21 protein-coding genes are annotated in these 25,925 nt (G+C 65.7%); 17 read left to right on the forward strand and 4 right to left on the reverse strand.

The window, feature by feature from the left end:
* Positions 1-100 precede the first annotated feature (100 nt).
* The 10 genes from LCM15_RS19060 (at position 101) to LCM15_RS19105 (ending at position 12,329) form a co-directional block, all read left to right on the forward strand.
* On the forward strand, positions 101-1,060 hold the full coding sequence (locus tag LCM15_RS19060) for an alpha/beta fold hydrolase (protein WP_224859214.1): 960 nt from the start codon (positions 101-103) through the stop codon (positions 1,058-1,060).
* Between the two features lie 208 nt (positions 1,061-1,268).
* On the forward strand, positions 1,269-2,651 hold the full coding sequence (xdhA, locus tag LCM15_RS19065) for a xanthine dehydrogenase small subunit (RefSeq protein ID WP_224859215.1): 1,383 nt from the start codon (positions 1,269-1,271) through the stop codon (positions 2,649-2,651).
* A complete protein-coding gene (locus LCM15_RS19070) occupies positions 2,648-5,104 on the forward strand; it encodes a xanthine dehydrogenase molybdopterin binding subunit (RefSeq protein ID WP_224859217.1) in 2,457 nt (818 codons plus the stop codon). The genes xdhA and LCM15_RS19070 overlap by 4 nt, the downstream gene beginning before the upstream one ends.
* Complete coding sequence (xdhC, locus tag LCM15_RS19075; RefSeq protein WP_224859219.1) at positions 5,094-6,044, forward strand: xanthine dehydrogenase accessory protein XdhC; 951 nt, start codon at positions 5,094-5,096, stop codon at positions 6,042-6,044. Before LCM15_RS19070 ends, xdhC begins: the two co-directional genes overlap by 11 nt.
* Entirely contained in the window at positions 6,011-7,534 is a 1,524-nt protein-coding gene (locus LCM15_RS19080; protein ID WP_224859221.1) for an ABC transporter ATP-binding protein, read from the forward strand. Before xdhC ends, LCM15_RS19080 begins: the two co-directional genes overlap by 34 nt.
* 87 nt (positions 7,535-7,621) lie before the next feature.
* Positions 7,622-8,707, forward strand: coding sequence for an ABC transporter permease (locus LCM15_RS19085; RefSeq protein WP_224859222.1), 1,086 nt, complete (start codon positions 7,622-7,624; stop codon positions 8,705-8,707).
* On the forward strand, positions 8,707-9,615 hold the full coding sequence (locus tag LCM15_RS19090) for an ABC transporter permease (protein WP_224859223.1): 909 nt from the start codon (positions 8,707-8,709) through the stop codon (positions 9,613-9,615). Before LCM15_RS19085 ends, LCM15_RS19090 begins: the two co-directional genes overlap by 1 nt.
* Before the next feature lie 6 nt (positions 9,616-9,621).
* Positions 9,622-10,419, forward strand: coding sequence for an ion transporter (locus tag LCM15_RS19095; protein ID WP_224859225.1), 798 nt, complete (start codon positions 9,622-9,624; stop codon positions 10,417-10,419).
* Positions 10,416-11,492 carry a BMP family ABC transporter substrate-binding protein gene (locus LCM15_RS19100; protein WP_224859227.1) on the forward strand — a complete coding sequence of 359 codons (1,077 nt, stop codon included), beginning with the start codon at positions 10,416-10,418 and terminating at the stop codon, positions 11,490-11,492. The genes LCM15_RS19095 and LCM15_RS19100 overlap by 4 nt, the downstream gene beginning before the upstream one ends.
* A 327-nt stretch (positions 11,493-11,819) precedes the next feature.
* Complete coding sequence (locus LCM15_RS19105) at positions 11,820-12,329, forward strand: YdcF family protein (RefSeq protein WP_224859229.1); 510 nt, start codon at positions 11,820-11,822, stop codon at positions 12,327-12,329.
* 9 nt (positions 12,330-12,338) lie between these two features.
* On the opposite strand, the gene LCM15_RS19110 is transcribed toward LCM15_RS19105, so the two are convergent.
* Positions 12,339-12,770, reverse strand: a complete 432-nt coding sequence (locus LCM15_RS19110) for a DUF1489 family protein (protein WP_224859231.1) — start codon at positions 12,768-12,770, stop codon at positions 12,339-12,341.
* 157 nt (positions 12,771-12,927) lie between these two features.
* Here LCM15_RS19110 and LCM15_RS19115 point away from each other — a divergent pair, with 157 nt between their 5' ends.
* A complete protein-coding gene (locus LCM15_RS19115) occupies positions 12,928-15,216 on the forward strand; it encodes an adenosylcobalamin-dependent ribonucleoside-diphosphate reductase (RefSeq protein ID WP_224859233.1) in 2,289 nt (762 codons plus the stop codon).
* 312 nt (positions 15,217-15,528) lie between these two features.
* Positions 15,529-16,626, forward strand: a complete 1,098-nt coding sequence (locus tag LCM15_RS19120; protein WP_224859235.1) for an AAA family ATPase — start codon at positions 15,529-15,531, stop codon at positions 16,624-16,626.
* 723 nt (positions 16,627-17,349) lie between these two features.
* Here LCM15_RS19120 and LCM15_RS19125 read toward each other — a convergent pair.
* Positions 17,350-18,438 (reverse strand): alpha/beta hydrolase, encoded by a 1,089-nt coding sequence (locus tag LCM15_RS19125; protein WP_224859237.1) that lies wholly within the window; start codon positions 18,436-18,438, stop codon positions 17,350-17,352.
* A 223-nt stretch (positions 18,439-18,661) separates the two neighbouring features.
* Here LCM15_RS19125 and LCM15_RS19130 point away from each other — a divergent pair, with 223 nt between their 5' ends.
* Together LCM15_RS19130 and LCM15_RS19135 are read left to right on the forward strand one after the other, a co-directional pair.
* Positions 18,662-19,858 carry an MFS transporter gene (locus LCM15_RS19130; RefSeq protein WP_224859239.1) on the forward strand — a complete coding sequence of 399 codons (1,197 nt, stop codon included), beginning with the start codon at positions 18,662-18,664 and terminating at the stop codon, positions 19,856-19,858.
* A 3-nt stretch (positions 19,859-19,861) separates the two neighbouring features.
* Complete coding sequence (locus LCM15_RS19135; protein WP_224859241.1) at positions 19,862-20,293, forward strand: cyclophilin-like fold protein; 432 nt, start codon at positions 19,862-19,864, stop codon at positions 20,291-20,293.
* On the opposite strand, the gene LCM15_RS19140 is transcribed toward LCM15_RS19135, so the two are convergent.
* Positions 20,294-21,067, reverse strand: a complete 774-nt coding sequence (locus LCM15_RS19140) for an SDR family NAD(P)-dependent oxidoreductase (protein WP_224859243.1) — start codon at positions 21,065-21,067, stop codon at positions 20,294-20,296.
* 58 nt (positions 21,068-21,125) lie between these two features.
* Here LCM15_RS19140 and LCM15_RS19145 point away from each other — a divergent pair, with 58 nt between their 5' ends.
* Entirely contained in the window at positions 21,126-22,019 is an 894-nt protein-coding gene (locus LCM15_RS19145; protein WP_224859244.1) for a LysR family transcriptional regulator, read from the forward strand.
* 366 nt (positions 22,020-22,385) lie between these two features.
* On the opposite strand, the gene LCM15_RS22910 is transcribed toward LCM15_RS19145, so the two are convergent.
* Positions 22,386-22,775 carry an IclR family transcriptional regulator C-terminal domain-containing protein gene (locus LCM15_RS22910; RefSeq protein ID WP_412103305.1) on the reverse strand — a complete coding sequence of 130 codons (390 nt, stop codon included), beginning with the start codon at positions 22,773-22,775 and terminating at the stop codon, positions 22,386-22,388.
* Here LCM15_RS22910 and LCM15_RS19155 point away from each other — a divergent pair.
* The gene (locus LCM15_RS19155; protein WP_224859248.1) at positions 22,708-24,930 is read left to right on the forward strand and encodes a histidine kinase dimerization/phosphoacceptor domain -containing protein; all 2,223 of its coding nucleotides are present in this window, start codon (positions 22,708-22,710) and stop codon (positions 24,928-24,930) included. The genes LCM15_RS22910 and LCM15_RS19155 overlap by 68 nt on opposite strands.
* 144 nt (positions 24,931-25,074) lie before the next feature.
* Positions 25,075-25,485: a response regulator gene (locus tag LCM15_RS19160; RefSeq protein ID WP_224859250.1), complete on the forward strand. Its 411-nt coding sequence runs from the start codon at positions 25,075-25,077 to the stop codon at positions 25,483-25,485.
* Positions 25,486-25,925: the final 440 nt, after the last annotated feature.

The raw sequence follows: 25,925 nt of genomic DNA on the forward strand, positions 1-25,925 counted from the left end.
AGTAACACTAGAGCTCTTCACCGCCGCGGTGCTTGATTTGCGCTGCGGTCCTACATAGACGGACCGGGACTCTCCCCCCTTCCGAGCGCGGCATATGGCAATGGACAAGGCACTCGATTCCTATTCTCACGACAGCACTGGCATGACCTTCGGCGAATCCGGCGTCGGCCAGATGGCGTCATTCGACCTTATGGCCGACCAGCGTGCGGGCCTGCTGAGCCTGACCCACGAGCGCCGCCGCAAGGTGCTTCTGACCGCCGCGAAGGTTGCACCGCGCCTCACCGCGCGGCTGCTGGCGAAGCGCTATCTCTGCTCCTCGGCCAATATCGACCGGTCGCGGCTCTGCGGCGCGGGCAAGGCCGAGTTCCTGCCCTCCGGCGAAGCGGCGGCGGTGCTGCGCCACGCGCCGATGGCCGAGCCCACCGGCCAGCGCATCCTGCTGGTCCACGGTCATGACGGCAACGTGCGCCAGTTCGGGCGCATGATCCGCGCGCTGCAGAACACCGGTGCCGAGGTCGACGCGCTGCTGCTTCCGGGCCACATCGAGCCCGACCGCGACCCGTGCAGCATCGCCGACATCACCCGCGCGATCCTCGACTGTGCCCGGACCCACGGCCCCTATGACGGCGCAATCGCCCATTGCGTCAGCGCCAACGCCCTCGTCTTCGCGCTTGAGGACGGGCTGGAATGCGGCCGCGTGGTGCTGATCTCGGCGCCGCTCGACCAGCGCAAGCTGCTGCGGCTCGGCGGTTCCCAGTACGGCCTCGAGGGCACCTGCCTCGAGCAGTTCGTCGACGAGGTCGTCCGTCTCAGCGCCCCATACCCCGCCGAGGCGCCGTGGCGCGCCATCGCCGAGACGCGCTCCGAGCCGATGCTCGCCGTGCATTCGCGCGACGACTACGCCGCTCCGGCAGAGGATCTCGAGCCGCTGGTGGACGTGTGGGCCGAGGGGCGCGTCGAGATCTTCGAGAAAGGCGATCACAACTCCATCGTCGCCCAGTCGGAGCCGTTGCAGTGCATCACCGACTTCCTCACCGGTGGCGACCGCCAGCCCGCCTGAGGCGGCGCCGGCGGCTGCCCTGACCGCAGAGCGTGACGCCATGTTCGGCGGCGCTCGCGGCCCATCTGCCTCGCAAACGGGCATTTTCCTCTTGCCAAGCGGGAAACCCGGCACCTAGCCTGTAGCGGATCAATAAAGGTCCGCACGCTTTCTACGCCGCATCGAGGGTGTGCACGACAGGGACGGGGTATCGCGGCGGGTTCTTCATATGGATATCTGCTTTCTTCTGAACGGGGAAAGAGTGGAGCTGCGCGGCGTGTCCCCGACGCGCACGGCTCTCGACTGGCTGCGCGAGGACCGCGGCCTCGGCGGCACCAAGGAAGGTTGCAACGAGGGCGATTGCGGCGCGTGCACGGTGATGGTCACCGACGCGCGCGGCTCGCGCGCCCTCAACGCCTGCATCCTGTTCCTGCCGCAGTTGCACGGGAAGGCGCTGCGCACCGTCGAGGGGCTTGCGGGCCCCGATGGCAGCCTGCACCCGGTGCAGGAGGCGATGGTCACGCATCACGGTTCGCAATGCGGCTTCTGCACGCCGGGCTTCGTCGTCTCGATGGCCAAGGCGCACAAGGTCGGCGACACCCATCACGATGACGCGCTCGCGGGCAACCTGTGCCGCTGCACCGGCTACGCGCCCATCGTGCGCGCCGCCGAGGCCGCGGCCGAGGCGCCGGTGCCTGACTGGATGGAAGAGCCGGCGCTTCCCGAGGTGGCCGGGCAGGTCTCCTCTGCCGATCTCAGTGCGCATTCGCCCTCGACCAGCGACGAGCTGGCCGAGCTGATCGCCAAGCACCCCTCGGCCACCATCGTCGCCGGTGCCACCGATGTCGGGCTGTGGGTCACCAAGCAGCTGCGCGAGCTGCCGGAGGTGATCTTCCTCAACCGATGCGAGGACCTGCAGCAGATCGAGGTCACCGATGAGGCCATCCGGATCGGGGCGGGCGTCACCATGGACCGGATGCTCGATCTGATGCGCGAGCACTTCCCCAGCTATGCCGGGATGCTGCGCCGCTACGGCTCGGCGCAGGTGCGCGCCGCCGCCACCCTCGGCGGCAACATCGCCAACGGCTCGCCGATCGGGGACAACCCGCCGGCGCTGATCGCGCTGGGCGCGCGCCTGCACCTGCGCTTCCGCGACACGCGGCGCGAGATGGCGCTGGAGGACTTCTTCCTCGACTACGGCAAGCAGGATCGCTACCCGGGCGAGTTCGTCGAGGCGGTGTCGATCCCGCGCCAGCCCGACCGGCTGAAGGTCTACAAGCTGTCGAAACGCTTCGATCAGGACATCTCGGCAGTCTGCGGGGCGTTCAACGTCACCGTCGAGGACGGCAAGGTCGCCAGCGCCCGCATCGCGTTCGGCGGCATGGCGGGCATTCCCAAACGCGCCGCCGCGGTCGAGGCGGCACTGACTGGCAAACCGTGGAACGACGAGACGGTGGTCGCCGCGTGGGACGCGTGGGAGCAGGATTTCTCGCCGCTTTCGGACATGCGGGCGAGCGCCTCCTACCGGCTCGTCGCGGCGCGCAACATGCTGACCCGCTGCCTGCTCGAGGACATGGGCGCGGCCACCGATGTGCGGGAGGTGCGGGCATGAGTGTTACGAAACCGCTGCCGCATGACGCGGCGCCGCTGCATGTCACCGGCAAGGCGCGCTATATCGACGATATCCCGGTGCCGCCGGGCTGCCTGCACATGGCGTTCGGCCTGTCGGAGATCGCCTCGGGCCGGATCCGCGAGATCGACCTCTCCGAAGTGCGCCGCGCGCCGGGGGTGGTGAAAGTCTGGGAGGCCAAGGACCTGCCGTCGGATTGCGACTGCTCGCCCTCGCTGCATGACGAGCCGCTGCTGTCGGGCGCCTCGGTGCATTACGTCGGCCAGCCGGTCTTCATGGTCGCGGCCACGAGCCACCTTGCCGCCCGCAAGGCGGTGCGCAAGGCCAAGATCACCTACCAGCCACGCGATGCGGTGCTGACGGTCGACGAAGCGATGGCCGCCGACAGCCGCTTCGAGGATGGCCCCCGGATCTGGGAGAAGGGCGATGCCGACGCGGCGATCGCCGAGGCGCCGCACACGGTCTCGGGCACGATCGAGATGGGCGGGCAGGAGCATTTCTACCTCGAGGGGCAGGCCGCGCTGGTGCTGCCGCAGGAAAACGGCGACCTGCTGGTGCACAGCTCGACCCAGCACCCGAGCGAGATTCAGCACAAGGTCGCGCACGCGCTGCACCTGCCGATGCATGGCGTGCGGGTCGAGACCCGGCGCATGGGCGGTGGCTTCGGCGGCAAGGAAAGCCAGGGCAACGCGCTGGCCATCGCCTGCGCCGTAGCCGCGGCGGAGACCGGACGGCCCGCCAAGATGCGCTATGACCGCGACGACGACATGGTGATCACCGGCAAGCGCCACGATTTCCGCATCGAGTACAGCGCCGGTTTCGACGGCGAGGGGCGCCTGACCGGCGTGGATTTCGTGCACTACGCCCGCTGCGGCTGGGCGCAGGACCTGTCGCTGCCGGTGGCGGACCGGGCCATGCTGCACTCGGACAACGCCTATGACATTCCCAGCCTGCGGGTCGAGAGCCACCGGCTGAAGACCAACACCCAGAGCGCCACCGCCTATCGCGGCTTTGGCGGGCCGCAGGGGATGCTCGGGATCGAGCGGGTGCTCGACCACGTCGCCCACGCCTTGGGGCGCGACCCGCTCGAGATCCGGCGGGTCAACTACTATGCCGATGCCGACGCGGCGGAGAACGCGGACGGGGGGCTGTCTGCCCCCCGGGCGCCTGCGGAGCAGGCACCTCCCCCCGAGGATATTTCCGGCCAGAAGAAACAGGCGGCCTCGGAGGAGGACCTGACCTCGCGCGGGGCGGTGTCGAGCCTGCCCGAAGGGCCCGTGCCCGGCGTGCCGTCGGACAAGCAGGTGACGCATTACGGCCAGCCGGTGGAGGATTTCATCCTCGGCGATCTGACCGGGCGGCTGGCCGAGAGCTGCGATTACGCGGCGCGGCGCGCGGCGGTGGCCCGGTGGAACGCGGACACGCCGCTGCTGAAGCGGGGCATCGCGCTGACGCCGGTGAAGTTCGGCATTTCCTTCACGCTCACCCATCTCAATCAGGCGGGCGCGCTGGTGCATGTCTATCAGGACGGCTCGGTCACGCTGAACCATGGCGGCACGGAGATGGGGCAGGGCCTGTTCCAGAAGGTGGCGCAGGTGGCGGCGGCGCGGTTCGGCCTGCCGCTCGACCGGGTGCGGATCACCGCGACCGATACCGCCAAGGTGCCCAATACCTCGGCCACGGCGGCCTCGTCGGGCTCGGACCTGAACGGCATGGCGGTGAAGGCCGCCTGCGACACCATCCGCGACCGCATGGCCGAGCATCTGGCAGGGCTTTTCCAGGCCAAGGCCTCGGAGGTCGTCTTTGCCGGGGGCGAGGTCACGGTCGGCACCGAGACGCTGAGCTTCGCGCAGGCGGCCAAGCTCTGCTACGAGGGCCGGGTGAGCCTGTCGTCGACCGGGTTCTACAAGACCCCGAAGGTGGCGTGGGACCGGATCAGGGGGCAGGGGCGCCCGTTCTTCTATTTCGCCTACGGCGCGGCCTGCACCGAGGTGGTGCTCGACACGCTGACCGGCGAGTACCGCATCCTGCGCACCGACATCCTGCACGATTGCGGCGCCTCGCTGAACCCGGCGCTCGACATCGGCCAGATCGAGGGCGGCTACGTGCAGGGCGCCGGCTGGCTGACCACCGAGGAGCTGGTCTGGGACGGCGAGGGGCGGCTGCGCACCCATGCGCCCTCGACCTACAAGATCCCGGCCTGTTCCGACCGGCCCGAGATCTTCAACGTGGCGCTGTGGGAGGGGCGCAACCCCGAGGAGACGATCTATCGCTCCAAGGCGGTGGGCGAGCCGCCGTTCATGCTGGGAATCTCTGTGTTCTTTGCGCTGTCGGACGCGGTGGCGGCCTGCGGCACGCGCTACCCGGCGCTCGATGCGCCCGCGACGCCCGAGCGGGTGCTCATGGCGATCCGGAAGGTGCGCGATGAGCTTTGACCTGGAGGACCTGCGGCGCGCGGTGGACCGGCACGGGCGGGTGGCGCGCGTGGTGGTGGCCGAGGTGGCGGGCTCGGTGCCGCGCGGACCGGGCACGGCGATGCTGGTCTGGGCCGAGGGCGAGAGGCTGGCGCAGTTCGGCACCATCGGCGGCGGTGCGCTGGAGCTGACCGCGGCGCAGGCGGCGCTGCGCCACGAGGGACTGACACGGCATCCCCTGGGGCCATCCCTGGGGCAATGCTGCGGCGGCGCGGTGGTGCTGTTGACCGAGCATTTCGATGCCGAGCGCGCCGCGGCGCTCGACGGCCAGGAGGTGATCGCGCGCGGGCCGGGGGAGATGCCTCTGGCGGTGCGGCGCCTGCTCGACCGGGCGCGGGGGCAGGGGGCGCAGCCCGAGCCGCAGCTCGTGCAGGGCTGGATGGTCGAGCCAGTTGCGCGGGCCGACCGGCAGCTCTGGATCTGGGGCGCGGGCCATGTCGGGCGCGCGGTGGTGGCGACGCTGGCGCCTCTGCCGAAGCTGGCGATTACTTGGGTCGACACCGCGCCGGAGCGGTTTCCCGCGGAGGTGCCCGAGGGGGTCACGGTGCTGCCGGCGGCGCAGCCGGAGCGGCTGGTGCGCCACGCGCCCGAGAGCGCCGAGCACCTGATCCTGACCTACAGCCACGAGATCGATTTCGCGCTGTGCCACGCGCTGCTCGGGCATGGGTTTGGCTTTGCCGGTCTGATCGGGTCCGAGACGAAATGGGCGCGGTTCCGCAAGCGATTGCAGACTCTGGGTCACACGGATGCCCGGATTGCGCGCATCTGCTGCCCAATTGGGCAAAAATCCTATGGCAAGCATCCTCAGGCCATTGCCATCGGGGTGGCTGCGCATCTACTGAACCGTGAAACAGGGGACAGACAGGCGTGGCAGACACACTTCTCAGCATCCGGGGCCTGACCAAGGCCTATCCGGGCGTCGTGGCCAATGACGACGTGTCGTTCGACATCCAGAAGGGCGAGATCCACGCGCTGCTCGGCGAGAACGGCGCCGGCAAGTCGACATTGGTGAAGATGATCTTCGGGCTGGTCGCCCCCGATCGCGGCGAGATGCTGCTCGACGGCGCCGCCTACACGCCCGGGCGGCCATCGGACGCGCGCCGGGCCGGCGTGGCGATGGTGTTCCAGCATTTCTCGCTCTTCGAGGCGCTGGACGTGGCCGAGAACGTGGCGCTGGGCATGGAGAATCCTCCCAAGCGCCGCGATCTGGCGCGGCAGATCCGCGAGGTGTCGGAGACCTACGGGCTGCCGCTCGATCCCGCGCGCACGGTGGGCACGCTGTCGGCGGGCGAGCGCCAGCGGGTCGAGATCATCCGCTGCCTGTTGCAGCACCCGCGCCTCCTGATCATGGACGAGCCGACCTCGGTGCTGACGCCGCAGGAGGTGGAGATCCTGTTCCAGACGCTGGCCAAGCTGAGGGCGGAGGGCACGTCGATCCTCTATATCTCGCACAAGCTCGAAGAGATCCGCACGCTGTGCGATGAGGCGACGATCCTTCGGCTGGGCCAGAATGTCGGGACCTGCACGCCGCGCGAGGTCACCGCGCGTCAGATGGCCGAGATGATGGTGGGCGCGAGCTTTGCCGCGCCCGAGGCGCGCCGCGGGGAGACCGGCGCCGTGCTGCTCAGGTGCGAGGCGCTGTCGATGCCGGCGCCGGGCGCCTTCGGAACGCCGCTGCGGGACATCTCGTTCGAAGTGCGGGCGGGCGAGGTGCTGGGCATCGGCGGTGTCGCCGGCAACGGGCAGGACGAGCTGCTGATGGCGCTTTCGGGCGAGCGGCTGGCGCCCAAGGGGGCGATCTGGTTCAAGGACGAGGATATCAGCCGGGCCGGGCCGGTGGCGCGCCGCGATGCAGGGCTGTTGTCGGGGCCGGAGGAGCGGCTGGGCCACGCCGCGGCGCCGAACATGAGCCTGACGGAGAACGGCGTGCTGACCGCGGCGCGGCGCAAGGCGCTGGTGTCGAACGGGTTCATCGACTGGGGCCGGGCCACGGGCTTCGCCGAGGAGGTGATCGAGCGCTTCGACGTGCGCACGCCCGGGCCGGGCACGGCGGCGCGCGCGCTGTCGGGCGGCAATCTGCAGAAATACGTGGTCGGCCGCGAGATCCAGCAGGATCCGGATGTCTTCGTGGTCAACCAGCCGACCTGGGGCGTGGACGCGGCGGCGGCGGCGGCGATCCGCCAGGCGCTGCTGGATCTCGCGGCCAAGGGAGCCGCGATCATCTGCATCAGCCAGGATCTGGACGAGTTGATGGAAATCTCCGACCGCTTCGGGGCGCTCAACGAGGGGCGTCTGTCGCCGACCCGCCCCGTGAGCGAGCTGGATATCGAAAAGATCGGCCTGATGATGGGCGGTGCGCATGACATGGAGGTGGCCCATGTGGACGGCTGACCGCAGCAGAGTTTTCGTTCGAAAACTCTGTGACCCGATGGGGGAAGCGAAGATTTTTCCTGTGAAAAATCTTCTGGAGGCGCGCGCATGATCCGGCTGGAAAGACGCCCGCAGCCCTCGACGCTCTGGACCGCGCTGACGCCGGTGCTGGCGGTGCTGCTGACGATGATCGTGGGCGGCATCATGTTCGCCGCGCTCGGCAAGCCGCCGCTCGAGGCGATCCGCACGATCTTCTGGGATCCGCTGTTTCACCCGCAATTCGCCTCCTACTCGCGGCCGCAGCTGCTGGTAAAGGCCGGGCCGCTGATCCTGATCGCCATCGGTCTCTCGGTGGGCTTCCGGGCGGGGATCTGGAACATCGGGGCCGAGGGGCAGTACATCATGGGCGCGGTGATCGGCGCGGCGGTGGGGCTGGCCTTCTACCCGTCAGACAGCGTGCTGCTGTTTCCGCTGATGGTGGTGGCGGGGGCGCTTGGTGGCTGGCTCTGGGCGATGATCCCGGCGCTGCTCAAGACCCGCTTCGGCACCAACGAGATCCTCGTCTCGCTGATGCTGGTCTACGTGGCCGAGAACATCCTCGCCTCGGCCTCCTCGAGCTGGCTGCGCAACCCGGAGGGGCAGGGCTTTCCGGGCTCGCGCAACTTCAAGCAATGGCCGGCGGTGTTCAACGACGAGCTGATCGCCAACACCGGGATGCACTGGGGCGTGGTCGCGGCCTTCATCGCGGTGATCGGCGCCTACGTCCTGATGGCGCGCCACATCCAGGGCTTCAACATCCGCCTCACCGGCGAGGCCCCGCGGGCGGCGCGCTTCTCGGGGGTGAACCCGGCGCGCATCGTGCTGCTCTGCCTCGGTGTATCGGGGGCGCTGGCCGGCATGGCCGGGCTGTTCGAGGTCACCGGGCCGGCGGGCCAGATCAGCATCGATTTCGGCTCGGGCTACGGCTTTACCGCGATCATCGTGGCCTTTCTCGGACGGCTGAACCCGTTCGGGATCCTGCTGGCCGGGTTGCTGATGGCGCTGACCTATATCGGCGGTGAGCTGGCGCAGCTCATGCTCGGCCTGCCGGGCGCGTCGATCCAGCTGTTCCAGGGGATGTTGCTGTTCTTCCTGCTCGCCACCGACGTGTTCACGAATTTCCGCATCCGCTTTGTCGGACGGGAGGTGGCCTGATGGATCCCGTTCTTCTCGTCGCCTCGATCATGGTCTCGGCGACGCCGATCCTGCTGGCGGCCATCGGCGAGCTGGTGACCGAAAAATCCGGGGTGCTGAACCTCGGGGTCGAGGGCATGATGATCACCGGCGCGGTGATGGGCTTCGCCATCGCCGTCTCGACCGGCTCGCCGGTGCTTGGCTTTCTCGGCGCCGCCGTCGCCTCGGCGGTGCTGTCGCTGAGCTTCGGCCTGCTGACCCAGTACCTGCTGTCGAACCAGGTCGCGACCGGGCTTGGGCTAACGCTTGTGGGGTTGGGCCTGTCGGCGCTGATCGGCTCGAGCTACGAAGGGCAGCGCGCGCCGACCCTGCCCAAGCTCGACATCCCCCTGCTGGGCGACATCCCAGTGCTGGGGCGGATGCTGTTCTCGCATGATTTCGTGGTCTACATGAGCCTTGCGCTGGTCGTCGCGGTTTGGGCGTTCCTCAAGTACACCCGGGCCGGACTGATCCTGCGCGCGGTGGGCGAGAACCACGAAAGCGCCCACGCGCTGGGGTACAAGGTCGTGCGGGTGCGCATGGCGGCGATCGCCTTCGGCGGTGCCTGCGCCGGGCTCGGTGGCGCCTATGTCAGCCTCGTGCGGGTGCCGCAATGGACCGAGGGCATGACCGCCGGGGCCGGCTGGATCGCGCTGGCCATCGTGGTGTTCTCGTCCTGGCGCCCGATCGGGGTGCTCGTGGGCGCCTACCTGTTCGGCGGTGTCACCGTGATCCAGCTCAACCTTCAGGCCGCGGGCACCACCGTGCCGGTCGAGCTGCTGTCGATGTCGCCCTACCTGATCACCATCCTCGTGCTGGTCGTCATCTCGGCGCGCGGTGCGCATGGCGCGCCGGGCTCACTCGGCCGGCCGTTCCACGCCAGTTCGTGATGCGCCATGCCGGGGGGAGGGAGCCATACGGAGACGAAGGCACGGGTGCAGGCCGCGCTCGACGGGCGCGACCCGCGCTTCGGGGCGCGCCTTCTCTGGGGCCTCTACGGGGTGATCCTGCTCTCGGCGCTCGTGATCACGCTGGAGAGTATGCAGAACCTGCCGCCCCTGGTGCACCGCCTGCTCGGCTGGGCCGAGTTCGTCCTCCTCGGGGTGTTCGCGGCGGAATACCTGCTGCGGCTCTGGGTGGCTCCGTCGCGCTGGCGATACGCGCTGAGCTTCTGGGGCATTGTCGACCTGCTCTCGGTGCTGCCGGGGCTGGTGTTGCTGCAGCCGCAGACCCAGAGCCTGCGCGTGCTGCGGCTGATGCGGGTGTTCCGGCTGCTGAAGCTCTTTCGCCTGCGCCGCGCCTCGCGCCGGCTCGAGCAGGCGCTGCACGCCTCCCGCGACGAGCTGATCCTGTTCACCGCGGTGGCGGTGCTGGTGCTCTTCGTGGCCTCGGTCGGCATCCATGTCTTCGAGCACGAGGCGCAGCCGGACAAATTCGGGTCGATCCCGCAATGCATGTGGTGGGCGCTCGCCACGTTGAGCACGGTGGGCTATGGCGATGTCTACCCGATCACGACGGGCGGCCGCATCTTCACCGGGCTCACGGTGCTGATCGGGGTGGGCATCGTCGCCATCCCTGCCGGCATCATCACCTCGGAACTGCTGCGGCAGAAGCGGCGCCCGGAGCGCGCCGCTGGGGCGACGCAGACCGAAACCAAAACAAAGACTGACCAACCAATGGGAGACCAGCAATGATCAAACGCAGAACGCTACTCGCCGCCTCCGCGGCGCTCGGCCTCGTGATGGGCGGGGCCGCCTTTGCCCAGGATGTGCCGAAGATCGGCTTCGTCTATGTGGGGCCGGTGAATGACGGGGGCTGGTCGCAGCACCACCACGAGTCCGCGATGCAGATGAAAGAGCATTTCGGCGATGCCATCGAGGTGATCGAGCAGGAAAGCGTGCCCGAGGGCGCCGATGCCGAGCGCGTGCTGACCCAGATGGCGCTGTCCGGCGCCGACCTGATCTTCACCACCTCCTTCGGCTACATGGACCCGACCATCAACGTCGCCGCCAAGTTCCCGGACGTGAAGTTCGAGCACGCCACCGGCTACAAGACCGCCGACAACGTCTCGGCCTATTCGGCACGCTTCTACGAGGGCCGCGCGATCACCGGCTACCTCGCCGGCGCGATGACCGAGAGCAACAAGATCGGCTATATCGGCTCCTTCCCGATCCCGGAAGTGATCCGCGGCATCAACTCCTCCTACCTGCACGCCAAGCAGGCCAACCCCGATGTCGAGATCGCCGTGGTCTGGCTCAACACCTGGTTCGATCCCGCGAAGGAAGCCGACGCCACCCAGGCGCTGCTCGACCAGGGCGCCGACGTGGTGCTGGCGCATACCGACTCGACCGCGCCGCTGGCCGTGCTCGAGAAGGCCGGCGCCTATGGCTTCGGCCAGGCCGCCGATATGGCCGAGTACAAGCCCACGCCGCGGCTGTCGTCGATCATCGACGACTGGGCGCCCTACTACATCGAGCGGGTGCAGGCCGTGGTCGACGGCACCTGGGAGAGCCACAATGTCTGGCAGGGCATCGGTGACGGCATGGTCGGCATCGGCGAGTTCACCGGCCCGATCCCCGAGGACGTGTTGGCCCACGTGACCCAGATGAAGGAAGACATCGCCTCCGGTGCCTACCACCCGTTCACCGGCCCGATCAACAAGCAGGACGGCTCGGCGTGGCTGGCCGAGGGCGAGGTCGCCGATGACGGCACGCTCGCGGGCATGGACTTCTACGTCGAAGGCGTGAGCGGCTCGATCCCGAACTGAGGGTCTATCCTGTAACAGGCTTCTGGCACCGCCGGCGCATCTGCCCGGCGGTGCTTTTGCTTGGGGCGGTTGGGAATTGAGCATTTATCGACGTAGAGAAGAGAGGGCGCTGCGCTCCGACGATGGCGGGCGCTGTGGCCGTGGCGGGGGCGACGTGCCTTTGCCGGGTGGTTCGGAGGGCGGGTAGGGTCGGCCTTTGAGTATTTATGGACGTAGAGAAGGCAGGGGCGCGGTGCGGTCTGGTGAGGTTGGTTTTGGCGGCGATGTGGTCTGGAGGTCTGCCGCGGCTGCGTGTTGGGTCGGCCTCGGGGAAATGGGGAACTGAGGATGTCTCGACGCGGAACAGAGGCGGAGGCGGCGCGGCCGGTGGCCATCGTGCTGGGGGCGGCGGTGTGGCCGGGGGGAGAGCCGTCTCCGACCTTGCGGCGCCGAACCGAGCGGGCGGTGGCGCTGTGGCAGTCGGGCGAGGTCGGCGCGATCCTGGGCTGCGGTGGAGTGGGCGCGCATGGTCCGGCCGAGGCCGAGGTGATCTGCCGGCTGGCGCGCGCGGCGGGCGTGCCCGAAGGCGCGCTTTTCCGCGAGGGCCGGTCGTCCACCACCGAGGAGAACCTGCGATACGCCCTCCCGGTGCTGGAAGGGATGGGCGCGCGGCAGGTGGTGATCGTCAGCGAGGGGTACCATCTGCCGCGGGCGCTTTTGGTGGCGCGGCGGCTGGGGTTGGTCGCACGCGGGGCGGCGCCGGGCCTCGGGGGCGCGCGACCGCGCGCGCAGGCCAAAGCGGTGCTGCGCGAGATCCCGGCGTTCGTCTGGTACTGGTGGCGCGGGGCAGGGCGCTAGCAGGGGCGCTCAGAGCACCCCGATCTCGGCCAGCGCGCCGGCGAGTTCCGGCGGCAGCGCATCCTCGTTCTGGCGGTTGGCGGGAAGGTCGCGGGGCGCGTCTTCGGGGGCGAGGTAGCGCCAGCCCTGGAACGGCCGCCGCGGCGCGCTGGTCACCCGGATCAGGCCGGGTTGCAAAACGATGGCGCAGCGCTCCACGCCGTCCGAGCCGGTCACCGGATCGAGCCGCAGGATCGGTTGGCGGCACTGGATCAGCCCCTTGAACACCCAGTAGATGCTGCCACCGTTCAGCACCTCGGCGTCACGGCGCGGCCACATCCGCGTGACGTGGCGCGGCAGCCCGTCCTTGGTCTGGGCCGCGCGGCTGGCCTGCCACGCCTCGAGCGTCTCGAGGCTTTCGGTTCCGGCGCTGAGCTTGATGAGATGGGTGACCTTGTCCACAGATTCCTCCACACCTGGCCCAGTATATTGTAGGATGCCGCGAAAGGCTTGCAAGGGCTGGTAGGTGCGGCGCTGGATCACACTTCGCGGAGGCCTCTGGACGTGATAGCCTTGAGACTGATATCAGCCCGCTTCTGCCAAAGAGGATTCCGCTGCCATGAGCCGTTTCGCCGCCCCCATTGCCGAACAGATCTGGGACATGAAGTACCGCTTCAAGGAGGCGGACGGCACCCCCATCGACCAAAGCGTCGAGGACAGCTGGCGCCGCATCGCGCGCGCGCTCGCCTCCGTCGAAAAAGACGCCGAGGGCTGGGAAGAGACATTCTTCGAGGCGCTCGAGGATTTCAAATACCTCCCCGCAGGCCGCATCACCGCCGGCGCCGGGACAGCGCGCTCGGTGACGCTGTTCAACTGTTTCGTCATGGGCACCGTGCCGGACAGCATGTCGGGCATCTTCGACATGCTGAAGGAAGCCGCTCTGACCATGCAGCAGGGCGGGGGGATCGGCTACGATTTCTCGACCATCCGGCCCAAGGGCGCGATCGTGCATGGCGTGGCCGCAGACGCGTCCGGCCCGCTCTCGTTCATGGACGTGTGGGACGCCATGTGCCGCACCATCATGTCGGCGGGCTCGCGCCGCGGGGCGATGATGGCGACCATGCGTTGCGATCATCCCGACGTGGAGCAGTTCATCGCTGCCAAGTCCGACAGTGCCCGGCTGCGCATGTTCAACCTCTCGGTCCTCGTCACCGATCCGTTCATGGAAGCGGTGAAGGCCGACGGGCCCTGGGATCTGGTGTTCGACGGCAAGGTCTATCGCACGGTCAAAGCGCGGGACCTGTGGAACAGGATCATGAAGGCGACCTATGACTACGCTGAGCCGGGCGTGATCTTCATCGACCGCATCAACGAGGCCAACAACCTCAACTATATCGAGCAGATCGCCGCGACGAACCCCTGCGGCGAGCAGCCGCTGCCGCCCTACGGCGCCTGCCTGCTGGGTTCGATCAACCTCGCGCGGCTGGTCACCGATCCGTTCACCGACGCGGCCGAGATCGACGATGCGGCGCTGGAAAAGCTCGTGGGCACCGCCGTGCGCATGATGGACAACGTGGTCGACGCCTCGCGTTTCCCGCTGCCCGCGCAGCAGGAGGAGGCGCAGAACAAGCGCCGCATCGGCCTTGGCGTGACCGGCCTGGCAGACGCCTTGCTGATGAAGGGGCTGCGCTACGGCTCGGAAGAGGCCGCCGCCCAGACCGAGGCGTGGCTGCACCGCATCGCCCGCGCCTCCTATCTCGCCTCGGTCGAGCTGGCCAAGGAGAAGGGCGCCTTCCCGCTCTTCGACGCCGAGAAGTACCTCGCCTCGGGCAACATGATGAACATGGACGAGGACGTGCGCGACGCGATCCGCACCCACGGCATCCGCAACGCGCTGCTGACCTCGATCGCGCCCACCGGCACGATCTCGCTCTATGCCGGCAACGTCTCGTCGGGCATCGAGCCGGTCTTTGCCTATGCCTACAAGCGCAAGGTGCTGCAGAAGGACGGCACCCGGACCGAGGAAGAAGTGGTCGACTACGCGGTGCAGATGTGGCGCGACCTCAAGGGCGATGCCGAGCTGCCGGCGTATTTCGTCAACGCCCAGACGCTCGATCCGCAGGATCACGTGCGGATGCAGGCGGCGGCGCAGAAGTGGATCGACAGCTCGATCTCGAAGACCATCAACTGCCCCGAGGACATCTCGTTCGAGGCGTTCAAGGACGTCTACATGCAGGCCTACGAGACAGGCTGCAAGGGCTGCACCACCTACCGCCCGAACGACGTGACAGGCTCGGTGCTGTCGGTGTCTGACGAGAAGAAGGCTGCCCCCGAGGCGGTCGCGACCCCGGCGGCGGAGCCCAACCAGCCGCATGGCGACGTGATCTACATGGCCGAGCCGCTGGACCGCCCGCAGGCGCTCGAGGGCCAGACCTACAAGCTCAAGTGGCCCGACAGCGAGCACGCCATCTACCTGACGATCAACGACATCATCGTCGGCGGGCATCGTCGGCCCTTCGAGGTGTTCATCAACTCGAAGAACATGGAGCATTATGCCTGGACGGTGGCACTGACGCGGATGATCTCGGCGGTGTTCCGGCGCGGCGGCGACGTGTCTTTCGTGGTCGAGGAACTCAAGGCGGTGTTCGATCCGCGCGGCGGCGCGTGGGTGCAGGGCAAGTACATCCCGTCGATCCTCGCGGCCATCGGCGGGGTGATCGAGCGTCACCTGATCGCCACCGGTTTCCTCGAGGGCGAGGGCATGGGTCTCAAGTCCGACCCGCAGGCCAAGGTCGTCGGCCTCGACGCCCCCCGCGGCAAGGCCTGCCCGTCCTGCGGCCAGTTCTCGATGATGATGGTTGAGGGCTGCATGACCTGCTCGAGCTGCGGCCACTCGAAGTGCGGGTGAGCTGGGGTGGATCTAAAGTGTGAGACCCAACATATCTTGTCCATTTCCGGGGTAATTTGACCATTCCGGCACAGTATTAATGACCATCGGCTGCGCAGCAGCCGGTGGTTTCTTTTATATCAATGGCTTGCGCATCTGGCGGATTTGCAGCCTCTAATGCGCCGTCGGAGCGCTCAGTTCTGGCGGGCGCCGTTGACGGCCAGCCGCGCTTTCGGCATCCCTCAGGGCAAATCCGGCCGGGTTCTTTCCAACATCCCCCTCCAGCAGAAGCTCTGCCTGAGGGCATGGCGCAACGCGCCAGAAAGGACCGCCATGACGAAGATCAAGTTCATCGATGCCCGCTTCGCCGATGCCGACGAGAACGAGTTCGCCCTAAAGCGCCGCTTCGAGTGGCATCTGCGCAAGCTCCGTGCCCTTCATGACGGGGTGTCCCCAAAGGTTCCGGGAGACTTTGAGGATGAGTTGCGCTGGAACGAGGACCTCATCGCCGTGCCGCTCTCGGAAAAGGACCGCAACAAGATGCTGCGCCGTGCGCGCCGGGTAATGGGCGCGCGTGCCAAGGCTTCCGGGCTCAGCCATCTCAGCTCGGATGACCGGCGCGCGCTCGAGGTATTCCGCTGCGGGGCGGACCTAGTCGGCATCGCCAGCGAGCACCGCGCCGATGAGATCGCCGCCGCCATTCATGCCGAGATGCCCTGGATGGCGGCCGCGACTGACTTCCTCTGGAAGGCGATGCGCCGCTCGGTGCGGGTGGGGGAGCCCGGATTCCGTCTGTCGCCTATACTGCTTGACGGCCCGCCGGGCATCGGCAAGAGCGTGTGGTCACGCGAATTGAGCCGCCATCTTGGAGTGCCGCGCTGCGGGATCGAAGGGACCGCAGAGCAGGCCTCCTTCGTCGTCAACGGCTCGCAACGCGGCTGGGGCTCGGCCTTCCCTGGACGGCCCCTACAGACCATCGTGCAGAGCCTCTGCGCAAATCCGATCGTGGTGATCGATGAGATCGAGAAGGCCGGGACGCCGACCTCGACGAAGGGGCAGGCCTACGGCTTGGCCGAGGGGCTGCTGCCGCTGCTGGAACGGTCGTCTGCTGTGGCCTGGAAGTGCCCCTATTACCAGGTCGGCTTCGACATGTCGTGGATCAGCTGGGTCCTGACCTCGAATAGTCTGACGACCCTTCCGGCCCCATTTCTGAGCCGCCTGGACATCCTGCGCCTCGCCGGCCCCGGCAAGAGAGACCTCATCTCCTTCGCGGAGCGCGAGGGCGCGCGACGGGGGCTGTCTGATGCTGCCCTAGGCGCGATCTGCGAGGTGATCGACCAGATTGCTGATGCGCATGAGATCAATCTGCGCCACGTGTCTAGGATGCTGTCGAGGGCCGAGGCCATGGCAAGCAGCCCGCTGTCGCATTGAGTGGGGGATGCGAGCGCGCCTTAGGTCGGCCAAGACCAAAGTAGTCGCTTGGGCTGATGGCAGCAGCTGGAGGGGGGCAGCCCAAGCGACATTCCTGCAAGGCGCAACTTTACGTCAGGCGCCGACACGAACGGCGGGGAGCCGACATTCGCTGCGGCGACGATCCGATCACCGACAAAAGGTGGAAGCCGACACTCGGAGCGGAGCAAGATCGAGGTTTGTTCTGCGCCGCCGCATCACCGCCTCGAGCCCAAATTGACCGCGTCGACTTTGGTCGAGTTCGCAATTGCAGCATGGGCGCGCTCGCCGCTCCCAGCCCATACCGGCCATCTATAGCCCCCGCGAACGCTGTGGCGCAGCTTTCACCGGAGCGACCATTCTTCCACCGCGCGGCATTTTCGAAGCGTGGAGGTCCGGTTCGCGGAGAAGAGCGCAAATCACACCCATGATGGCGGCGCGGGCGTCGATGTGGCCAATGGGCCACTGCGCTCCTTGGCGACCGCGGAGATATGGTGCGGCCGAGCGAACCTGAGAACCGCAGTGTCAGCCGGCTCCAAGCGGATTGAAGCGCCGCGCCGGTTCGGGCATTCTTGGTGCGACGTGGTTTCACTCGGTCGGTCGATGCAAAGCGCGGACAGTTCGGTAGGCGCTTCGACTTCTGGGACAGCGGGATGAAAGAGTGTGCGGCCCGTCAGGCCGCACCCCTTCATGTGTCGCGCCCGTTCAGGCGAGGTTCTGATTGAAGAACGCCTCGAGCTTGTCGAAGGGGATGATGTCGACCTGGTCGTAGAGGTCGACGTGATCCGCACCGTCGATGATCATCAGCTCCTTCGGCTCGGCAGCAGCGGCCACCGCGTCTTCGGAGAAGTATCGCGAATGCGCCTCGGAGCCTGCGATCACCAGCATCGGGCGCGGGCTGATCTCGTCGACATAGGTCAGTAGCGGCATGTTCATGAAGGACAGCGGGTTGGTCACGGTCCAGCCGTCGTTCGAGTTCACCGACCGGGGATGATAGCCGCGCTCGGGGTCCTTGTAATAGGCGTGATACATCTGGATCACCGGGTCATCGATGCCGTCGAGGCTGTCCGGCAGGCCGCCCGCGAGCGCGGGGCTGTCCGATGCCGCATCTTCCCAGCGTTGACGGCTCATCGCCGCGAGGCCCTCGGCGCGCTGTTCGTCGGTGAGGCTGTCATAGTAGCCCTTCGCCATCACGCGCGACATGTCATACATCGAGGTGGTCGCGACGGCTTTCACGCGCTTGTCCGCGGCCACCGCGTTCAGCGCCATGCCACCGAAGCCGCAGATGCCGATGATGCCGAGCCGTTCGCGGTCGACCGCGTCATGTAGGCCGAGGAAGTCGATCGCGGCCATGAAGTCTTCGGTGTTGATGTCCGGGGATGCGACCGAGCGCGGCTGCCCCCCGCTCTCGCCGACATAGGACGGGTCGAAGGCGACAGTGACGAACCCACGTTCGGCCATAATCTGGGCGTAAAGACCGGCGGCCTGTTCCTTGACCGCGCCAAAGGGACCGGCGACGGCCAGCGCGGGCAGTGCGCCTTCGGGGCGCTCGGCGGGCATGTAGAGATCACCGACCAGCGTGATGCCGTAGCGGTTGGTGAACTCGACCTTGGAATGTTCGACCGCGTCGCTTTTCGCGAAGGTCTTGTCCCAGTCGCTGCTTTGCGCGCGCAGCGGGTTGCCGAAGGAGGCGGCGGCGACGGCTGCGGCGCTGACGCCAGCCATCTTCAGCAGGTTGCGGCGGCCTTCGTTGGGGGCGGCGATTTCGGCGGAGGTCTGCGGTGTCTCGGTCATGCGTGTTCCCTGTGATTGATGTCTCTACACCAGAGGTGGGGCGTCGGGACTGCGCAATTAAGACCATTAATCCGCATGCCGTAATGAGGGCTTCTCATGAATGAGACCGGGACCGAGGCGACCCACTGACCCATATTGCACATCACTGCATGCAAGATTCACGCATAATCGCGCGTTTGCCCACCGGATAGATAAGGTGAACCACAGACAGACGGAGCAGACCTTGACGGATACCACTTTGGAGCAGACCGACAGTTCACCGAGCGGCGCTTGGGGCGCGGTCCTGTCAATGTCGCTTTGCGTGGCGATGCTGATCGCGTCGGAGTTCATGCCGGTCAGCCTGCTGACGCCAATGGCCGAGGGGCTTGGCGCGACGACAGGACAGACAGGTCAGGCGATCTCGATCAGCGGCTTGTTCGCGGTGGCCACCAGCCTTGCGATCACCACCATCGCGGGTCGGATCAACCGCAAGACGGTGCTGGTGGTGCTGACCGGGCTGATGCTGCTTTCGCTGGTCGTGGTGGCGATGGCGCCGTCCTTCGCCGTGTTGATGGCGGGGCGGGCACTTCTTGGGATCTGCGTCGGCGGCTTCTGGTCTTTGGCGACGTCGATCCTCATGCGGTTGGTGCCGGAGCGCGACGTGCCCCGCGCGCTTGGGCTGATGTATGGCGGTCAGGCCATCGCGGCGGCCTTTGCCGCGCCGCTGGGCAGCTACCTTGGCGACATCGTCGGCTGGCGCGGTGTGTTCTGGGCGCTGACCCCGGTGGTCGCGCTGAACCTTGTCTGGCACCTGATCGCCCTGCCCTCCCTGCCGGTCGAAACGCGGCAGAGCCTGTCCACCTTCGGCACGCTGCTCCGCCGACGTTACTTCCGGCGCGGGCTTGTAGCGATCACCTTCACCTGGGGCTCGGCCTTCACCATGTTCACCTACCTGCGCCCCTTCCTTGAGCAGGTCACTGGCGTGGGCGTCGACCTGCTGTCGGTGCTGCTGCTGGTGCTCGGGGCCGCAGGGTTTGTCGGCTCATCCCTGTCGGGGCGCATGGTCGGCGGACGGGTCGAGCGGATGCTCTGCCTGCCTGCGCTGGTCATGGGCGGCTGCACGGCGGCCTTGCTCATCGCCGGTGGATCAGTGATCGCGGCGGGCCTGCTGCTGGCGATCTGGGGGGCGATGAACACCGCCATGTCGGTAATCTGGATGAGCTGGATGTCCCGCAATGTCGATGACCTGCCCGAGGCGGCCGGCGGGCTGATGGTCGCCGTGATCCAGGCCTCGATCCTGCTGGGCGGTGTGATCGGGGGCTTCCTTCTGGACCTGATCTCGATCGAAGCCGCTTTTGGAGGGAGCGTCCTGCTGGCCCTTGTCGCGCTTGCGATCACCGGGACGGGCCGTCACCTTCTGAAACCGAACACGGAGAGCTGAGCCATGACGATCAAATCCAACCGTCGCGCCGTTCTGGCCGGTGGGGCCGCCGCGCTGATGATGCCCGCCGTGGCCCGCGCGCAACCGATGCGGATGCGGGTCAGCTTCGACAATCAGCAGGTAGTCTATCAGCTGGTCGACAATCCGACGGTGCGCGATCTGATGTCGATGTTGCCCGTCGAGCTGGAGATCAAGGATTTCTCCAACAACGAGATGATCGTGCATCTGCCCCGCCGCCTTGACGAAGGCGGGTTCGAAGCCTTCGATGACGAAACGCCGGGCGATCTGTGCTACTTCCTGGGATGGGGCAACCTCGCGCTGTTCCACGGCGACTACACCTTCCGCGATGACCTGATCCGGCTGGGCCATATCGAGGGCGACGTGGCGCCCCTGCTCCACAAGGGCACCTATCCCGTCCGGATCGAGATGATCTGATCACGGCGCGGCCACGCCGGTCATCTCCGCGAACCGCGTAAGCACAGCGTCCTGAAAATCGTGGTCCTCGATCTTCGGATCGGGGCGCTGCCTGCGCATGTGGTGCCAATAGCCGCCCGCTTCGTCGGCACCGGTGGCCAGCCAGCACTGGGTCACATGCGCCTGATCCAGCGGATCGCTGGCGGATGCGCCGCCCATGCGCGTCGGCACCCAACCGGGATCGACGGTATGGCAGATGACCCCGTCCAGCCTGCGCGCAAAGGCGGCAGACAGGGCGGTGACCAGCAGCTTGCTTTCCCCATAGGCGCTGCTTGATGACCACGGACGGCGCGTCCAGTCCATATCCTCAAGTACCTTGCCATGTCCCCGGTGCATCGAACTGCCGGTAAAGATCAGACGCGCGGGCCGGTCCGCCAGCAGGCTGAGCATGTAGGGCGCCAGCGCGTTGACCATCAGCACCCGCAACAGGCCATCCGACGTCTCGTTACGCTGATCATCGATGGTGCCGGCGTTGTGGATGATCGCATCCACCCGGCCAATGGCATTCAGGTCCCCTGCCATGCGGCGCACCTCGGCGCGATCCCCAAGATCCCCTGTCAGCACCCGCGCCTGAGCGGCGAGGCCGCCGAAATCTTCCGCGCGCTCGGCGTTCCGCGCGTGAAGGATCACCTCGTGCCCCTCCTCCAGCAGGCGATTGGCGGCGTTTCGTCCCACGCCAGTGGTTGACCCCGTCACGAGAATTCTTGCCATCGCTAGCCGGCCTTTCTTGCCCATTGATCGAAAACTGGATGTAATCGCATTCGATCCATCGACAAATCACAAGAGGCATCCCGTGCCCCGCGAAAACCTCAACGACCTTCGGGCCTTCATGGCCGTGGCGCAGGAAAGCAACTTCACCCGCGCCGCCGCCCGTCTGGGCGTGTCGCAATCCGCGCTGAGCCATACGATCCGCCAGCTTGAAGAGCGGCTCGGCCTGCGCCTGCTGACCCGCACCACCCGCGCTGTCTCGACGACCGAGGCCGGGCAGCGCCTGCTGGACGGGATCAGCCATCACATCGGTCAGATCGATGCGCAGCTTGATGAGCTTGGTGCCCTGCGCGAAAACCCCGCCGGCACGGTCCGCCTCGTCTCCTCCGAGCTGGGCATCGCCCAAGTGCTCTGGCCGAAGCTGCAACCGCTGCTGCGCGCGAACCCCGACATCAAGGTCGAGATCACGCTCGACAACGGCTTCAACGACATCGTGGCCGAAGGCTTCGATGCCGGCGTTCGGCGGGGCGAACATCTGGCGAAGGACATGATCTCTGCCCGGATCGGTGAGCCGCTGCGCTACATCGTCGTCGCTGCGCCGCAGGTCTTTGACACGCATGCAAGACCGCAACATCCGCGCGAGTTGGCGGAGCTGCCCTGCGTCAATTTCCATCTGCAATCGGCGAAACGCAATTTCCCTTGGGAATTCTGCGAGGACGGGCATGATCTGCGGGTGAAGGTCGACGGGCAGCTGGCGTTCAACAACATCTTTCTTGTGCTCGACGCGGCCCTCGCCGGCTTCGGTTGCGCCTACATGTCGGTGGACCTTGCCGAACCGCATCTGAAGGCCGGACGCTTGGTGCAGGTGCTGGACGATTACTGCCCGTTCTTCGACCCGTTCCATCTCTATTACCCGAACCGGCGCCAACCCTCATCCGCGTTCCGCGTTGTTCTGGAGGCGCTACGTGCCAAGGGTTGACTTGTGCGCGGTCGGTTGCATCATAGGACAGAGCCAGACCCTGTCATGCAAAGATGTGAGCGAATGTCCTTGTGTCCGATAACGCTGAAAGGTGGTCTGCGAAAACTCCGGATGGTGGACGCGCCTCTTATCCGACGACGTAGTTTCGGTCGGCATGCCTGGTTGAAGGTCAGCTTGCGCAGCCAGCCAAGAAGCGCACCTACCCGCGGCGAAGTTCCGCTCTTCGGCCTTCCGCCCTCGTGACTTCGGTGGCGCAGCGTAAATCGAGCACATGAGGCGAACGGCAGCAAGGTCCGCGGTGCTGCCGCTTGGGCTATCCGCAGCGAAGGTCGGGAACGAGCCCTCCTACGACAATTAGTATCCTTATTATTGACTGCCGCCACCCGCATCCGACGCAAGCTCACGCATGATCTGGGCCATCTCGTCCAGACGACTGGTAGTCAGGCGGCTGCTTGGCCCGGCGAGGCTGAAGCCCGCTCGGACTTCTCCCTCGTCGCGCCCAGAAACGGCGACACAATTTCTGCCGGGAGACCAATTCTCCCGGTCGAGGGCGTGGCCGCATGTAGCTAGAAAAGCCAAAAATGAGCTGATTTGACGCCTTATTCTAGGGACGCGACGTCTAGATCTTGCGTGGCGCGAACCCGAAAAGTAAATCTTATGCGGCGCGTACCCAACAAGTCGCTTGTGTATGGGGGGCGATCCTCGCTCCCTGAAACGCCGGAAGGTGAAGCCACTGCGAAACCAGCAACTTAGCAAAATCCAGACCTCTAGCTGTGATCAGGAACCGATCCATATTCCTGGTTCAATCCAGCCGCATGGCCTTTTGCTAATCGCCGATAGTCAGTCAGGACGGGTCTGCGGTGGTGCGGGCGACCTAGAGGGGCGGCTGTCGGATAGCTGGCTCGGGAGTGACCTCTCGGGGCTGCTTTCCAGACCGGTGCCGCCGATGACCGAGATCGCCGCCACCGGCTCTAGCACACCTGTCGTGCTTGGACCGGTTGAGGGGCGTCATGATATTTTTCTGGCCTCGATGCACCGCTCGGGGAACTGGCTTCTCGTTGAGCTCGAACCACAGGATCAGGAGATCGTGCCAGCTCATACAGTTTTGGCAGAGCTGGAGCGCGCCGAAACCGTTTTCGAAGGAGAACAAGAGCTTACTGCGCTCTCTGATAGAGCGGCGCGAGAGTTTCGCCGCCTGACAGGTTACGGTCGCGTTATGATCTATCAGTTCCTTGAAGACGGAACCGGAACGGTCATCGCTGAGGCCAGGGACTCTGAGTTGCACTCTTTCCTGAACCATCGCTTTCCTGCGTCTGACATTCCTCGCCAAGCCAGAGAGCTTTACGTCAGGAACCGAGTTCGCGTCATTCCAGACGCGCTTTATTCGCCTGCTGCAATCCGGGGTGATGCTCCGGCACTGGCAGAAGTGGATCTTTCGGACTGTGCATTGCGAAGCGTCTCGCCGGTTCACCTAGCATATCTCGCGAACATGAAGGTGAGAGCATCCGCGTCGGTCTCTATAGTGAAGGACGGTAAGCTGTGGGGTCTGGTGGCCTGCCACGACATGGAAGCCAAGGCCATCCCGCTCGGAACCCGCTTGGCAGCTCGCAATCTTGCCGGGAGTTTTTCACGGCAAGTGTCCGCCATGGAAGATACCCAATTCTACCGAGAGCGTCTAGCACAACGAAACGCACAAGAAAGCATTCTGCGAGACCTTGGGTCCTCTCAAGACCTTGCCTCGCTGCTTTCAAGGTCCGGCAGCATGCTGCGAAAGGCGCTCAATGCAGACGGCTTGATCGTCGTTCATGGCGACAAGGACATCTTCACGGATGGTCATACTCCCCCCGTCCAAAAGATCGCTCGGCTGATCTCTTGGGCAAGCGAGTCATCCCCACTGACCACGGCTCATACAGATCGCCTGCCTGAACTGCTGCCGGAGTTCGAAGAACACCGAAATATAGCCAGCGGCATCGTCTATGCCCGCATCGACATCGATAAGCCGATGCACTTCATTTGGCTAAGGGCGGAACAGCTTCAGCGTGTCGAATGGGCGGGCAACCCGCATAAGTCAGACGCGACTGGTCCCAGCTCGGCGCTTACCCCCAGAGGGTCGTTCGATGCTTGGACCGAAACTGTCCGGGGCCGCTCTCATCCGTGGACGAGGGGGCAGATCGAGACTGCAACGCGGATATCCAAGTCGGTCGGAGAAGCGCACCAACATCTGCGGACACGCGCCTTGAACAGCGACCTGACACTGGCGCTACGGGACAACCAGATCCTGCTTCAGCAGAAGGATGACGTGCTTCTCGAAGCCAATCACCGGATTCAAAATTCGCTGGCCCTTGTCGGTGCTTTTCTGAGGATGCAGCTGCGGTCCTCGGATGACCGCCCCGCGGCTGAAATCATCTCAGAGGCTCAGCGCAGGATTAACGCAATCGGCCTCGTTCACCGTCGGCTTCATCAACCGGATAGCGCGCAGCGTGTCGATCTTGCGCGCTATCTTCAGGAGCTGGTTGAGGACATGATGCAGACGGGCGACGATAACTGGAGCGATGTTGTCTCACTCGATCTCTTCCCGGTGGATGTTGCGTCGGGAACTGCCGTCGGAGTTGGCCTGATCATCAATGAGCTTGTGACCAATGTTCAAAAGTATGCCTACGCAGGGTCGCCTGGGCCGGTGACAATCACGCTGCGCCCTGCGGGTGACGGGTTCAAGCTGACCGTCGATGACCGCGGCAGAGGGAAAGATGGTGACACGCGAGGTGGAGGCTTTGGCACTGCGATCATGAAGGCCATGGTCCAACGTATTGAGGCCACCATCTCAGAGAAGGACAACAGGCCAGGGCTGAGTACCACGGTCGTCGCCGGCACTGGGGCGATAGGGTTGGAAAATCCGCTGGCAGACGGATGACGAAGCTTCCAGCTTGGCGCTGAGCGTCACATAGCGCGGCAGCCCGTAGAAAGCGGGCAATGCTCGCTCTATGGGCTTTTTAGTTAATCGGCGGATCAAACTCCTCATGCTGGGCGTTGCTCTCGGCCAGCAGGAGAAGCGACGATGTCAGAAGATTTCAAACCTTATGCGCTCGTCGCGGACGATGATGCGTTCATCCGCATGGACAGCGCTCTCATTCTCCAAGATGCTGGCTACCGTGTTCATGAAGCGGCCAATGTCGAAGAGGCTCTCTCTATTCTGGAACGAGCCGGTGAGAGCATACAGCTTCTCTTCACGGACGTTCAGATGCCTCCCAGCAAGCGCAATGGTATTGAACTCGCGCGGCTTTGCGCCAAGGGCTGGCCGAGCATCAAGATCCTCGTTGCCTCGGGCCAAGCTGCGCCGAAGCCCGGCAATCTGCCTGAAGGCGCGATATTCATTAGTAAGCCTTTTAGCCCAGACATCGTATATGATCGGCTTCAAGAACTTCTTCCTGACGGCGCACAACCTGAGCCATTGCGGAAGAAGAGCTGAGAATTGTTGTTTTCCCGTATTGAAAGCAGCCGCAAAACGAAGGTTAGCTTTGTCCGCGATGCTGCTGCTCGGGCTATCCGCAGCGAAGGTCGGGAACGAGCCCTCATTGACCGATGCTACGAGAATGAGACTATAGCTTGCTTCCCTCGATCCTGATCGTAGGCATCGCATGAATGTCAAAGTCATCAAGGCAGCGAACGTTTACAGCCCAGCCATGGAACGGTGTCACCCCGCGAGCTTGCTCGGAAGACGTCGGTGCGCTTGGACGACGGAAAGGAAGGATGCCGCATGTCGGACAAAAGTAGTCTTTGCCGGTAAAAGTTCCCCATTCATAGACGGTTAACTCACTCAGTGGTGTGAGGATGCGGACACTTTTCTCAGGCACCCTGAAGATCAAGGCACCTCGCTTTCTGCAAACCGAACAATCACAGACCCGCACG

This window comes from Salipiger bermudensis, assembly GCF_020171625.1.
GTDB classification, from domain to species: Bacteria; Pseudomonadota; Alphaproteobacteria; order Rhodobacterales; family Rhodobacteraceae; genus Salipiger; species Salipiger bermudensis_B.